Source organism: Micromonospora sp. NBC_01740, assembly GCF_035920365.1.
Taxonomy (GTDB): domain Bacteria; phylum Actinomycetota; class Actinomycetes; order Mycobacteriales; family Micromonosporaceae; genus Micromonospora; species Micromonospora reichwaldensis.
The window spans coordinates 4668385-4681743 of the sequence record NZ_CP109150.1; the positions used below are offsets into that span (position 1 = coordinate 4668385).

A 13359-nucleotide genomic window follows, 5' to 3' on the forward strand; every position below is an offset into this window, starting at 1 on the left:
TCGTCGGGGATCTGCGAACTACCCGGCCGCGCGGAGGGTCAAACGGACCGGCCGGGGCGTCGCCGCCCCGGCCGGTCACGATGCGTCACCGGCGGGTCCGGTCCCGCGTGGTCAGGATGCCGAGCGCGATCATGCCCAGGCCCAGGAACAGGTGCAGCCAGTTGTCGGCGTTGTTGACCGGGATGAAGTTGGCCGCGCTGTCATGGTCGATCACCAGGCCGTAGAGCCAGAGCACCAGGTAGATCGCGCCGCCGCCGACCAGGTACGTCCGCGCGCCCGTGACGGTGCGGGCCAGCAGCAGCCCGGCCACCCCGAAGAGCAGGTGGACGATGTTGTGCAGCACCGAGACCTGGAACAGGCCGAGCAGCTTGGATTCGGAGTCGTGCCCGGCGAAGCGCAGGTCGCCGAAGTTGCTGGTGATGCCCGGCACGAAGCCGAGCACGCCGACCAGGAGGAAGACCACCGCCACGGCGGTGGCGGCCCGCCGGACGGGAGCCCTGCCGTCGGCCGGGTTGTGCCGGGCGCGGGAGTGCGCCATGGGACCGGTCACCGCCGTCTCCTCACTGTGCGAGAACGCTGAGTGGATCGCGCCTTCCCGCTGCCCCCACCGTCAAACCCCACCGCCGGGGGACCGCCCCATCCAGGCGCCGGCACACAGCCGGGGCCGGCCCACCGTGACGGCGGGCCGGCCCCGGGGTGCGGATCGCCGGTCAGGCCGGTTGCAGGCGCGGTGCGGCGGCGAGCTGGCGGACCCGCTCGTAGAGGCCCACGTACTTCTCGGCCATCACCGCGGGGGTGAAGCGGACGGCGGCCTCGCGCCGGCACTCGTCCGGATCCAGCAGGCCGGCGGCCAGCAGCAGATCGCCCAGCTCATCCTCGTCGGCGGTGAGCAGGCCGGTGCGGCCGTGCTCGATCAGCTCGGGCAGGCAGCCCCGGGCGGTGGCCACCACCGGCGTGCCCAGGGCCAGCGACTCGACCACCGCCGTGCCGCCCGGCTCCTCCCAGCGCAGCGGGAACAGCGAGGCCCGGGCGCCGGCCAGCAGGTCGTCGCGTTCCTGCCCGGCCACGGTGCCCACCCAGCGGACCAGGTCACCATCGACGTGCGGCGCCACCTCGTCGTAGAAGAACCGGACGTCCGGGTTCTGCCGGGCCTCGTCCCCGGCGGCGGCCAGGTCCTCCGGCCGGTGGTACGGGCCGACGGGCCCGGCGAGCACCAGCGGCACCCCCACCCGCCGGGCGAGGCGCGCGCCCACGTCCTGGCCCTTGCCCGGGTTGATCCGGCCGAGGATGATCAGATAGTCGCCCTTCTCCACCCGGGGCCGACGGTCCGCGTCGACGGCGAGCGGGGTGGACAGGTGCACGTGGCCCACCGAGTGCTCCCGCAACGCTTGGGGCGCGCGGGCCAGCTGCGAGGCGGAGACCCCGTTGACCCGGACCCGGTCGCCGCCGTCGACGTTGCCGTAGAGCGCCGGGTGCTTGGCCAGGTCCCAGTGCAGCGTGTGCAGGGCCGGCGGGGCGTCCGGGCCCATCGCGGCGAGCGTCGCCAGGCCGACCGCCTCCACATGGTCGTGCACCAGGTCGATGTCGTCGCGCGAGTGCAACGCGCGCACCACGCCGTTCAGGTGCGCCTGGGAGATGCCGCAGACCTGGTTGTACGGCCGTTGCAGGGCGTGGAACTGCCCGTCGGGAAAGACGGAGAACTTCTCGTCGACCGGCAGGGTGCTGCTGTCGACCGACGCGAGCACCACCCGTACGCCGAGCCGGCGCAGCTCCGGCACCAGCGTCGCGATCACGTTCTCGATGCCGCCGTAGCCGGGCGGCGGCACGGACAGCCACGGACCGGCGTTCATCAGGACGGTGAGGCTCATGCGGGATTCCTTCCCTCGGCGGGGGCCTGGGCCGTCCGCGTCCGGTCGTTCGCGGTCACGGGGGGTCGCGTGGTCACGCCGCGGCGACCCGTCGGCGGGGGATCCGGTGCCGCAGCTCGGCCAGGGGCGGCCGTTCCTCGACGGAGACGTCGCTGACGACGATCTCCCGGTCCAGGTTCGGCAGGGCGTCGGAGCCGCCGCGCCGGAACTGGGTCAGCAGCGCGGCGGGCATCGCCCCCGGTGCCGCCCAGCCGCGCCGCTGCAGCCGCGACCAGGCGGTGAGCATGATCTGGGCCGACATCCGGCCCAGCGCGGCCGTGTCCTGGTGGCGGTGCTTGCGCTCGCCCAGGTCCACCTGGGCCAGCGCGTCCAAGCCGACCAGCTCGAGCAGGTCGATGAGCATCGCCGTCTCGACCCCGTAGCCGGAGACGAACGGCACCCGCTCCAGCACCTCCCGGCGGCCGGCGTACTCACCGGCGAGGGGCTGCACGAAGCCCGCCAGCTCGGGCCAGAACAGGTTCAGCATCGGCCGGGCCATCAGCTCCGTCACCCGCCCGCCGCCGTCGGCCTCCACACTCGACGCCCCGACCAGCGGGCGGTGGTAGAAGCCCTTCACGAAGTCCACCGAGGGATCGGTCAGCAGGGGACCGATCAGCCCGGTCACGAAGTGCGGACGGAACTCGCGCAGGTCGGCGTCGATGAACGCCACCACGTCGCCCTCGGCCGCGGCCAACCCGGCCCAGAGCGCGTCGCCCTTGCCGGTCAGCCGGGGCAGGCCCCGGGTCATCGCGTCCTGGCTCACCACCTCCGCGCCGGCGGCGCGGGCCACGCTGGCGGTGCGGTCGGTGGACCGGGAGTCCACCACGATCAGCTCGTCGACCAGGGCCACCCGCTCCATCAGGTGCTCGCGGATCGTCGACACGATCGCACCGACCGTGGCCTCCTCGTTTCGGGCCGGCAGGACCACGCTGACCCTGCTGTCCCCCTTGGCGCGGATCAGCCGCCGCGCCGGCCAGTCACCCGCCGACGTGGTGCGGTAGGTGGCCCACGCCTCCACCACCGGTGACACCATCGTTTCCGTATTCCGCACAGGCACCCCCAGATCGTGGCGGAAAAACCTTCCCTGTTTTTCCCACTACCGCACTCGCGCTAACGCAGCATGCCTAACAGCTTGATCACGTCAGTGACGTGACCGGGTTCCGCCCTGGTGAACGTTTGGTTGCGCGCACGCGGGGGGAGTGCAGTCGCCGAACGCGAAACTGTGGCGAAGGGGCTCTTACATGCGCACGTGCCGGGTGGGACTGGTTGGGGCCGGCGGGGTGGCGCAACGCCACGCCCGGGTGTTGGGCGGCTTCGCGGACGTGGAACTGCTCGGGGTGACCGACGTGGTGCCGGAGGCGGCGGCGGAACTGGCGGACGCGCACGGCGCCCGGACCTTCGGCGACGTCGGGGAACTGCTGGCCGCCGGGCCGGACGCGGTCTACGTCTGCGTGCCGCCGTTCGCCCACGGGCCGGCCGAGGAGACGGTCGTCGCGGCCGGTGTGCCGATGTTCGTCGAGAAGCCGGTCGCCGTCGACCTGGTGACCGCCGAGCGCATCGCCGACCTGGTGGCCGGGCGGGGGCTGCTCACCGGCGTCGGGCACCACTGGCGGTACCTGCCGGTGGTGCAGCAGGCCCGGGAACTGCTCGGCGACCGTCCGGTGCGGATGGTCAGCGGCGCGTGGTGGGACAAGGTGCCCCCGGTGGCCTGGTGGTCGCGGCGGGACCGCTCCGGCGGCCCCGTGGTCGAGCAGGCCGCCCACGTGCTGGACCTCATCCGGTGCCTGGTCGGCGAGGCCACCGAGGTCACCGCGTACGGCAACGGCACCCCGCCGTCCGTCGACGGCGCCGACATCGACTCGGTGACCACCGCGACGCTGCGCTTCGCCGGCGGCGCGGTCGGCACGCTCACCGCCGCCTGCGTGCTCGGCTGGAAGCACCGCGCCGGACTGGAGATCCTCGCCGACGGGCTGGCCCTCTCGCTCAGCGAGGACGGCCTGGTCGTACGCGACGCCGACGGGGAACGCCGCTTCGACGCCGACCCCGAGGCCGCCCGGGTGGCCGTGGACCGGGCCTTCGTCGACGCGGTCCGGGGCGTCGGCGACGACGTCCGCGTCCCGTACGCCGAGGCCCTCGGCACCCAGCGGCTCGCCCTCGCGGTCGCCGACTCCGCCCGCACCGGCCGGCCCGTACGGCTGGACACGCCCGTCGCCGCGCCGCTCGCCGCGGGGGTGACCGTCGATGCGTGACCACGTCGTGGTGGTCAGCGGCCCGGGCCGGGTGGAGCTGGTCGAGCAGGACGCCGCCGAGCTGACCGACGGCACGTTCCGGGTCGAGACGCTGTTCAGCGGCGTTTCCGCGGGCACCGAACTCAGCTACGTCAAGGGCACCAACCCCTACCTCAACGTCACCTGGAACGCCGACCTCGGGCTCTTCCAACCGGGCGCGGCCAGCACCCCGTACCCGGTGACCCGGCTGGGCTACATGCAGGTCGGCCGGGTGGTGGAGAGCCGTACGCCCGCCGTCGCCGTGGGCACCGTCGGCGCGATGACGTACGGACACCGCACCGGTTGGGTCGCCGACCCGGTCGCCGAGCGGTTCGTGCCGTTGCCCGAGGACCTCGACCCGCTGCTCGGCGTCTACGTCGCGCACATGGGGCCGATCTGCGCCAACGGGGTGTTGCACGCCGCCGCCGACCTGCACGGCGCCGACGTGCGGTCGCTGGGCGACGGGGTGCGGGGCCGCCGGGTCGCGGTCGTCGGCAGCGGGGTGGTGGCCCTGCTCACCGCCCTGTTCGCCAAGCGGCACGGCGCCGCCTCGGTGGTGGTGCTCGACCCGACCCCGCAGCGGCGGGCCGTCGCCGAGGCGCTGGGCCTGGAGACCCTCGACCCGGAGGCCGACGACCCGGCGGTGGTGCTCAAGACCCGCTGGGCGCACGGCCCCGGCGACCGGGGCGCCGACGTGGTGTTCCAGTGCCGGGGGCAGGCGTGGGCGTTGCAGCTCGCGCTGCGCCTGCTGCGCCCCCAGGGCACGGTCGTCGACCTGGCCTTCTACCAGGCCGGCGCGGACGCGGTCCGGTTCGGCGAGGAGTTCCACCACAACGGACTGTCGCTGCGGTGCGCGCAGATCGGCCGGGTGCCGCGCGGGCTCGCCCCCACCTGGGACCGGGAGCGCCTCTCCGCCGAGACGATCGACCTGCTGCGCGCGTACGGGGACGTGATCCGCAAGCACCTCGTCTCGGCGGTGGTGCCGTTCGAGCAGGCCCCGGCCCTGCTGACCGATCTCGCTGAGCGGCGCCGCCAGGAGCTCCAGGTGGTGCTGACCGCCTGAGGCCCCGCGTCGCCCCCCGGGCGGATGGTGCGGCCCGATACCGTGCCAGCCATGACCGCCGCCGCTCCCGTGACGACCGCCGACGACCCCGTGCCGACCGCCGCCGGCGGTCCGGGCGCCCCCGTGGACGACCGGCGGATCGGCCTGGTCGCCCTGCTGCCGTACCTGCGCGCCCACCGCGGCACCCTCGCCGTGGTGGGCGCGCTGTCGCTGGCCGGCGCGGCGGCGTCACTGGCACAACCGCTGCTCACCCGCTCGGTGCTGGACGGGCTCTCCGGCAGCCGATCGGTGGCCGGCCTGGTCGCGGCGCTGGTCGCCCTGGTGCTGGTGGCCGCGGCGATCGGCGGGGTGCGGGACTACCTGCTGCAACGCACCGCGGAGGGGGTCGTGCTGGGCACCCGGCGGCGGCTGGCCGGCCACCTGCTGCGGCTGCCGATCGCCGAGTACGACCGCCGCCGCACCGGCGACCTGCTCTCCCGCGTCGGCTCGGACACCACCCTGCTGCGCGCGGTGGTCACCTCCGGCCTGTTCGAGGTCGTCACCGGCGCCGTGATGGTGCTCGGCGCGGGGGGCGCGATGGTCCTGCTCGACCCGGTGCTGTTCGGGGTGACCCTGCTCGGGGTGGCCGCCGGCATCGGCATCGCCGTCGCCTTCGCCCACCGGGTGCGGGGCCTGGCCCGCGCCGCCCAGGAACGCGTCGGCGAGATGACCTCGGCGGTGGAACGCGCCATCTCCGCCGCCCGGACGATCCGGGCGGCGCGGGCGGAGCGGCGCGAGGCCGACGCGATCGGCGTCAGCGCCGCGCGGGCGTACGCGGCGGGCCTGCGGGTGGCCCGGGTGCAGGCGTTCGTCGGCCCGGCTAGCAGCGTCACCATCCAGGGGGCGTTCCTGCTGGTCCTCGGGGTGGGCGGGGCGCGGGTGGCGGCGGGCGCGATCACCGTCGGCGACCTGGTCGCCTTCATCATGTTCCTGTTCTTCCTGGTCCTTCCGCTCGGGCAGGCGGTGCACGCCTACACCCAGTTGCAGACCGGGCTGGGTGCGCTCCAGCGCATCGAGGAGATGCTCGCCGTGCCGGTCGAGGGGGCCGCGGACCGGCCCGCGTCCGTCCCGGCCCGGGCGCTGCCCGGCGGGGCCCCGGCGTCCGTCGAGTTCGACCGGGTGGGCTTCGGCTACCCCGGCGGCCCGCCGGTGCTGCACGAGGTGAGCTTCACCGTGCCGGCCGGCACCCGCACCGCCCTGGTCGGCCCGTCGGGCGCCGGGAAGTCGACGCTGCTGGCGCTGGTCGAGCGCTTCTACGAGGTCACCGAGGGCGCGCTGCGCATCGACGGGGTCGACGTGCGGGACCTGCCCCGCGACGCGCTGCGCGCCCGGATCGGCTACGTCGAGCAGTCCGCGCCCGTGCTGGCCGGCACGCTGCGGGAGAACCTCCTGATCAGCGCGCCGGAGGCCACCGAGGCCCGGCTGCGCGCGGTGCTCGACGAGGTCAACCTCGGCCACCTCGCCGAGCGCGCTCCCGAGGGGTTGGACGTGCAGGTGGGCGAGGGCGGGGTGCTGCTCTCCGGCGGCGAGCGGCAGCGGCTGGCGATCGCCCGCGCCCTGCTGGCCGGACCGCCGGTGCTGCTGCTCGACGAGCCGACCAGCAACCTCGACGCCCGCAACGAGGCCGCGCTGCGCCGGGCCATCGACGCGGTCGCCGCCCGGCGCACCCTGCTGATCGTGGCGCACCGCCTCTCCACCGTCGTCGACGCCGACCAGATCGTGGTGCTCGACGGCGGCCGGGTGGCGGCCACCGGCACCCACGACGAGCTGACCGGGACCAGCCCGCTCTACCGTGAGCTGGCCACGCACCAGCTCCTGGTGAGCTGAGCGGTCCACGACCGCGACCCGCCCGGCGACGACACCCGCGCGGCGGCGCGCCGGGCGGGCCGCCAACGCGGGCTCCGGTCGCGTACCGTTGCCGCTCATGGGTGTGTCGCAACGCTTGAAGACCAGGTTCCGCCGGTTCCTCCAGCGCCCGGGGACGACGGTCGACCTGGGGCCGCTGGAGAAGCTGCTGCCGGCCGTCGAGGCGCGCGAGGACGAGCTGTCGGCGCTCGACGACGCCGAGCTGACCGAGGCCGCCGGCAAGGCCACGGGCTACGAGGAGATCTGCGCGATCGGCCGCGAGGCCGCCCGCCGCGGCCTCGACCAGCGGCCGTACGACGTGCAGCTGCTGGGCGCGATGGCGCTGCTCTCGGGCAAGGTCGCCGAGATGGCCACCGGTGAGGGCAAGACGCTCACCGCGACCATCGCCGCCTACGGGCACGTCCGGCTGGGCAACGGCCCGGTGCACGTGCTCACCGTCAACGACTACCTGGCCCGGCGCGACGCCCTCTGGATGGAGCCGGTCTACAAGCTGCTCGGCCTGAGCGTCGGCTGGGTCAACGAGGCGTCCACCCCGCAGGAGCGGCGCGACGCGTACGCCTGCGACGTCACCTACGTCTCGGTCAGCGAGGCCGGCTTCGACTACCTGCGCGACCAGCTCGTCACGGACGTGGAGGACCGGGTGCAGCCGCCGCTGCGCACGGCGATCGTCGACGAGGCCGACTCGATCCTCATCGACGAGGCCCGGGTGCCGATGGTCCTCGCCGGCTCGGTCGCCGGCGAGCAGGACCCGGTGCACGCCGCCGCCGCGCAGGTGCGGGGCCTGCGCAAGGGCAAGCACTACACGGTGGCCGAGGACGGCCGCAGTGTCGCCTTCACCGCCGCCGGCCTGGCCGCCGTCGAGGCCAAGCTCGGCATCGACCTGTACGACGAGGAGCACGTCGCGCAGCTGTCCGCCGTGAACGTGGCGCTGCACGCGCACGCCCTGCTGCACCGCGACGTCGACTACATCGTCCGCGACGGCTCCGTCGAGCTGATCGACGAGATGCGGGGCCGGGTCGCCCAGCGCCGCCGGTGGCCGGACGGGCTCCAGGCGGCCGTGGAGGCCAAGGAGGGCCTCGACGCCACCGCCGAGGGCGAGGTGCTCGGCACGATCGCCGTGCAGGCGTACATCGCGCTCTACCCCAAGGTGTGCGGCATGACGGCGACCGCGGTGCTGGTCGGCGACCAGCTCCGCGAGTTCTTCGGCCTCGAGGTGGCGGTGATCCCGCCGAACACCCCGTGCGTGCGCGAGGACGAGACGGACCGCATCTACGCCACCCGGGCCGAGAAGGAGGAGGCGCTGGTCGACGAGATCAAGCGCCACCACGAGCGCGGGCGGCCGGTGCTGGTCGGGACCCTGGACGTGAAGGAGTCCGAAGGGCTGGCGGCCGGCCTGAACGCCATCGGGGTGCCCTGCGTGGTGCTCAACGCGAAGAACGACGACGAGGAGGCGACGATCATCGCCGAGGCCGGCGCGTACGGCGCGGTGACCGTCTCCACCCAGATGGCCGGCCGGGGCGTCGACATCCGCCTCGGCGGCAGTGACCAGACCGACCGGGACCGGGTCGCCGAGCTGGGCGGCCTCTACGTCATCGGCAGCGGCCGGCACGACAGCCGGCGCGTCGACGACCAGCTGCGCGGCCGGGCCGGGCGGCAGGGCGACCCGGGCGGATCGGTCTTCTTCGTCAGCCTGGAGGACGACCTGGTCGCCCGGCACGCCGGCGACGCCGTTCCCGCCTCGCCCCGGATGAACGCCGACGGCCTGGTCACCGACGACCAGGTCGAGTACGCCGTCGAGCACGCCCAGCGGGTCGCCGAGGGCGTCAACCACGAGATCCACCGCAACACCTGGCGCTACAGCGTCGTCATCGAGCAGCAGCGCAAGGCCCTCGCGGAGCGCCGGGAACGGCTACTGACCAGCGACGTCGCGGCGCTGATGCTGCTGGACCGGGTGCCGGAGAAGGCCGGCGAGATGGACGAGGACCTGCTCGCCCGGGTCGCCCGCTCAATCGCCCTCTACCACCTCGACCGGCTCTGGACGGACCACCTCGCGGAGCTCTCCGAGGTGCGCGAGGGTGTGCACCTGCGCGCCCTGGGTCGGCTCGACCCGCTGGACGAGTTCCACCGGGCGGCCGTGCCGGCGTTCAACAACCTGATCCCGGAGATCGAGCGGCGGACGATCGAGACCTTCGAGGAGACCGAGTTCACCGACGACTGGGAGCCGGACGAGGCGAAGCTGGTGCGGCCGAGCGCGACCTGGACGTACCTCGTGCACGACAACCCGTTCGGCTCGGAGCTGGACCGGTTGATCGCCTCGGTGGGGCGGCGGCTCAGCTCCGCGTCGCGCTGACGCTCCGGGCCCCTTCCGGCGCCTTCGGGCACCGGAAGGGGCCCCTTTTGCGCCGTTTCGATCCCGGTTTGCGAGGGTAGTAGGCCGGGTCCGAGGAGTCGGGAGAGACCAGACGATGGAACACGTGACGGCGCCGGTCGGCCGTGCGGAAGCACGCCCCGGGACGGTGGGGGCTGTGGAGCGGTGAACCTGGAGATGTGGGACCCGGCGGTGGAGCGGCTCGGTGTCCTGGAGACCGCCGCCCTGCTGCGCGAGCTGACGGCCGCGCTGATCGCGGTCGAGGACTTCGACGAGGCGCTGGACGCGCTGGTGCGTACCGCCCGCGAGGCGGTGGCCGGCGTGAGCTGGTGCGGCTTCACCGCGCTGCGCGCCGGCGAACCGGCCGGGGTGGCGGCCTCCGACGCGCGCCTGGCGGGGCTGGACGACCTGCGGCACGGCCCCGACTCGCCCGCGATGGACGCGATCCGGCGGCGGGAGATGATCCTCTCCGACCGGCTGGACCGCGAGGTGCGCTGGCCGTCCTGGACGCCGCGGGCCCGGGAGTTGGGCGTGCACGGGGTGATCTCCGCGCCGGTCGACGTCGACGAACAGGTGATCGGGGCGATCAACCTGTACGCCGGCCCCGACGACCTGCTCACCCCGGGGCACCAGCTCACCGCGATGCTGCTCGCCGAGCACGCCGGGCTGCTCCTCGCGGCGGTCCGCGACCGGGCGCGCAAGGCGGCCGAGGCCGGGGAACTGGAGCCCTCGGTGCTCGGCGACGGGGTGATCGGCCAGGCGATCGGCGTGATCATGACCCAGCGCGGCTGCGCGGCCGGCGAGGCGCTCGACGTGCTGCGCAGCGCGGCGTCGTCGCTGGACATCCCGCTGCGGGAGGTGGCCGACCGGCTGGTCGCCACCGTGTCGCGCCCCCGGGACAACTGAACCCGCCAGCCGGCCGGTGCTGCGGTGACGCCGCGGGCCCTCCGTGGCCGGCGTGACCATCGGGACCTGCGTGACGCTGGTGGCCGGCGGGCCGCGTGTCGTTTCGGCGTACGGGCGCCCGGGTAGCACCCTGGACTGGTGACGTGTGCCTACCTGGGGAGGAACCATGCAGAGCCGGCTGCGGGTGCAGGGGCACCCGATCCAACCGATGCTGGTGACGTTCCCGTTCGGGCTCTTCGTGAGCGCGACCGTGTTCGACCTGACCGACGTGCTCGGCGGGCCGGCCTTCCTCGGTGAGGTGGGCTACTGGACGTCCGTGGCCGCCCTGGTCGCCGCCGCGCTGACCGCCGTGGCCGGCATGATCGACCTGTGGGACGTGCCGGTCGACCGGACCCGGCGCACGGCGGTCACCTTCAACCTGGTGAACGTGGCGATGGCCGCGCTGTTCCTGATCTCCTGCCTAGTCCGCGCGGACGCGCCGCAGCGGGGCGCCTCCGTCGTGCTGCTGCTCACCGAGCTGGTGGCCCTGGGCATCGGCGCCGTCGGCGTCGCGCTGGGCGCCCGGCTGGTGCGCCGCTTCGACGCCGGTCGCCGGGCCGAGCCCACCACCTTCGACGCGCTCTCCAGCGCCTCCGACTCCACCGTCGACCTGGCTCACCACCGCCCCTGACCCCCCACCCCTGCCCGGCCCCGCTCCGTCCGTCCCGCCCCGCCCCGCTCCGTCTGCCCCGCCCCGCCCCGCTCCGTCCGCCCCGCCCGCCCCGGCGGCGCCGATCATGCAGCTGTGGTGGCCGGTTGAGGACTGTTCGCCCCTTTCGCGGGGCGCCACAACTGCATGATCGACGAGGCTGGGGGTGGGCGGGGCGGTGCTGGGGGCAGCTAGCGGGGGAGAGGGCTAGCGGGGGTGGGGGTGGGATTCGGCGTGGTGGGCGGCGAGGACGTCCGCGCCGAAGTCGCTGGCCGGGCGGCGCAGGACGGTGTGCGCGTGGTTGCCGTCGTCGGTGGTGTTGTCGTACTCGATGAGCAGGTCGTCGCCCTGCACGCGGTAGTAGTGGCGCCGGCCGGGCGCCGTCGGGCCGGCCCAGGCGAAGTGCAGCTGCCCGGAGTCCAGCCGGCGCGCCTCCCGGACCGCCAGCTCGGGTGGGAGCCGGTCCAGGTAGAGCGCCACGAGCTGGTCCAGCAGGGCCCGCCCGGTGGGCCCGAGCCGGTCGGCGGGCACCCCGAGCGGCTCCAGCGGCCCGTCCACCCGGGCGCGGGTGGCGCTGATGATGTCCCCGGGCGCCTCGTCGGCGACGATCGCCGCCGTCCGGCCCGCCGGGCCCATCGCGTCGAGCAGGGCGCGGGCCAGGTCCTCCTCCACGCCCAGCGGCCGGGAGACCGGGCGGCCGGCGTACCGGACGGTGGCCGGGTTGGCGCCGAGGAAGATCGGCGCGGGGGAGACCTGGTCGGCCACCACGGTCATGCTCACCGAGAGGTGGTGCCCCTCCAGGCGCCACGCCCAGGCGTCGTCGCGGGCCGGGTCGCCGAAGACTGCCACCCAGTAGTCGCCGCTGTGCCGGCCCCGGCGCCATCCCTCCGCCCGGTCCAGCACCTCCTCCAGCGCGACGATGGCCATCGCCTGGGCGTACGCCGGTGGGCTCAGCGCGGTGGCCAGCAGCCGGTGCGCGGCCTTGCGCCCGGCGCGGTCGAGGTCGGCCAGGCAGACCCCGGGCCGGGGTCGCGGCCGGTACTCGAGCCAGCGGCGGGCCGCCTCGTCGTCGAACCGGTGGGTGGCCTGGGCGCGGGCGGGTTCGTCCAGCGCGGCCAGCAGCGCCGTGGCGGCGGTGCGCATCTGTTCGGGCAGCGGATCCTCCACCGACCCTGTATACCGGGCGCGGACCGGATGCGCCGGGCGTCGGCGTCAGCCGGTCGGCGCGGCCAGCAGCGCGAGCATCTCGGGCAGGTCGAAGAAGCGGGCGGTCTCCACCGCCGACGGGTTGCCGTGGTGCGGGTCGGCCCCGGCGGCGAGCAGCGCCCGGACGGCCTCGGCGCTGCTGCGGAAGGTGGCGGCGGCCAGCGCCGTCTGGCCCCGGTCGTTGGTCCGGGAGTGGTCGGCGCCGCGGGCGAGCAGCGCGGCGACGGTCTCGGCGTGGGCGTGGTACGCCGCGAGGATCAGCAGGGTGTCGCCCTTGTCATTGGTCAGGTCGATCGGCAGCCCCGCGTCGACGTAGTCGGCGAGTTCGGCGGTGGCCCCGTCGCGGGCCAGGTCGAACATCCGGTGCGCGAACGCCAGCGTCTCCGCGTCGAGTTCCTCACTCACCGGTCCAGGTTAGTCGGACGCTCCCCTGGTGCGTTGCTCGGCCGGCCTGCCGGGTGGATCCGCCGGTCCGCCGCTGCCGCGTCCCAGCCCCTGGGAATGCCTACTAAACCAATAGGGTTTGCAGCCTATGCTTGGTCGACGCACCGCCGAACCGCGAGGACCGCCATGCCCGACCGACGCCCACCCGACCTGCTCGCCACCGCCCGGCGGTGGGCCGCCGACCCCGCCCGCTGGCCGGTGCCGCTGCGCTTCGACCCGGTCTCCCGCTGGTACGCCCGGCTCGCGCACGAGACCGACCACGAGGTGTGGGCGCTGAGCTGGCTGCCCGGCCAGGGCACCGATCTGCACGACCACGGTGGCTGCGGCGGCGCGTTCCTGGTCGTCTCCGGAGTCCTGACCGAGGAGGCGGTCGGCGGGGGCGTGCTCCGCCCGCACCGGCTGCCGGCCGGGTCCGGGCGTCGCTTCGGCCCGCGGCACGTGCACCTGGTGTCCAACCGGGACGACGAGCCGGCGGTGAGCGTCCACGTCTATCGGCCCGCACTGCGCCGGATGACCAGCTACCGGCTCACCGACGGCCGGCTGCGCGTCGCCGAGGTGGCCGAGGCCGGGGTGGCCTGGTGAGCGCGGCGCCGTCGCGCCCGGGC

The 13359-nt window shown here is 74.8% G+C and carries 12 protein-coding genes; 7 read left to right on the forward strand and 5 right to left on the reverse strand.

Going from position 1 to position 13359, the window contains the following annotated elements; all coding sequences use genetic code 11:
- Positions 1 to 85: 85 nt before the first annotated feature.
- From OG989_RS20735 to OG989_RS20745, 3 genes are all read right to left on the reverse strand, one after another.
- Positions 86 to 538 carry a DUF4383 domain-containing protein gene (locus OG989_RS20735; protein ID WP_151456370.1) on the reverse strand — a complete coding sequence of 151 codons (453 nt, stop codon included), beginning with the start codon at positions 536 to 538 and terminating at the stop codon, positions 86 to 88.
- Positions 539 to 710: 172 nt separating this feature from the next.
- Entirely contained in the window at positions 711 to 1868 is a 1158-nt protein-coding gene (locus OG989_RS20740; protein ID WP_327028132.1) for a glycosyltransferase, read from the reverse strand.
- Positions 1869 to 1941: 73 nt separating this feature from the next.
- Positions 1942 to 2940, reverse strand: a complete 999-nt coding sequence (locus OG989_RS20745; protein WP_192581519.1) for a glucosyl-3-phosphoglycerate synthase — start codon at positions 2938 to 2940, stop codon at positions 1942 to 1944.
- 208 nt (positions 2941 to 3148) lie between these two features.
- On the opposite strand from OG989_RS20745, the gene OG989_RS20750 reads away from it, so the two are divergent.
- The 6 genes from OG989_RS20750 to OG989_RS20775 all read left to right on the forward strand — a co-directional run bounded on the left by OG989_RS20750 (position 3149) and on the right by OG989_RS20775 (position 11086).
- A complete protein-coding gene (locus tag OG989_RS20750) occupies positions 3149 to 4156 on the forward strand; it encodes a Gfo/Idh/MocA family protein (protein ID WP_327028133.1) in 1008 nt (335 codons plus the stop codon).
- A complete protein-coding gene (locus OG989_RS20755; protein ID WP_151456367.1) occupies positions 4149 to 5237 on the forward strand; it encodes a zinc-dependent alcohol dehydrogenase in 1089 nt (362 codons plus the stop codon). The genes OG989_RS20750 and OG989_RS20755 overlap by 8 nt, the downstream gene beginning before the upstream one ends.
- Before the next feature lie 51 nt (positions 5238 to 5288).
- Entirely contained in the window at positions 5289 to 7103 is a 1815-nt protein-coding gene (locus OG989_RS20760; protein WP_327028134.1) for an ABC transporter ATP-binding protein, read from the forward strand.
- Between the two features lie 97 nt (positions 7104 to 7200).
- Positions 7201 to 9492 carry an accessory Sec system translocase SecA2 gene (gene secA2, locus OG989_RS20765; protein WP_151457510.1) on the forward strand — a complete coding sequence of 764 codons (2292 nt, stop codon included), beginning with the start codon at positions 7201 to 7203 and terminating at the stop codon, positions 9490 to 9492.
- A gap of 183 nt (positions 9493 to 9675) precedes the next feature.
- Positions 9676 to 10416 carry a GAF and ANTAR domain-containing protein gene (locus OG989_RS20770; protein ID WP_151457511.1) on the forward strand — a complete coding sequence of 247 codons (741 nt, stop codon included), beginning with the start codon at positions 9676 to 9678 and terminating at the stop codon, positions 10414 to 10416.
- A gap of 166 nt (positions 10417 to 10582) precedes the next feature.
- A complete protein-coding gene (locus OG989_RS20775) occupies positions 10583 to 11086 on the forward strand; it encodes a DUF2231 domain-containing protein (protein ID WP_132237952.1) in 504 nt (167 codons plus the stop codon).
- A gap of 225 nt (positions 11087 to 11311) precedes the next feature.
- Here OG989_RS20775 and OG989_RS20780 read toward each other — a convergent pair whose 3' ends face one another.
- Together OG989_RS20780 and OG989_RS20785 are read right to left on the reverse strand one after the other, a co-directional pair.
- A complete protein-coding gene (locus OG989_RS20780) occupies positions 11312 to 12271 on the reverse strand; it encodes a DUF3500 domain-containing protein (protein ID WP_327028135.1) in 960 nt (319 codons plus the stop codon).
- 45 nt (positions 12272 to 12316) lie between these two features.
- Positions 12317 to 12715 carry an ankyrin repeat domain-containing protein gene (locus tag OG989_RS20785; RefSeq protein ID WP_311414913.1) on the reverse strand — a complete coding sequence of 133 codons (399 nt, stop codon included), beginning with the start codon at positions 12713 to 12715 and terminating at the stop codon, positions 12317 to 12319.
- Positions 12716 to 12880: 165 nt separating this feature from the next.
- Between OG989_RS20785 and OG989_RS20790 the strand changes: the two genes are divergently transcribed.
- A complete protein-coding gene (locus OG989_RS20790) occupies positions 12881 to 13336 on the forward strand; it encodes a cysteine dioxygenase (RefSeq protein WP_327028136.1) in 456 nt (151 codons plus the stop codon).
- Positions 13337 to 13359: the final 23 nt, after the last annotated feature.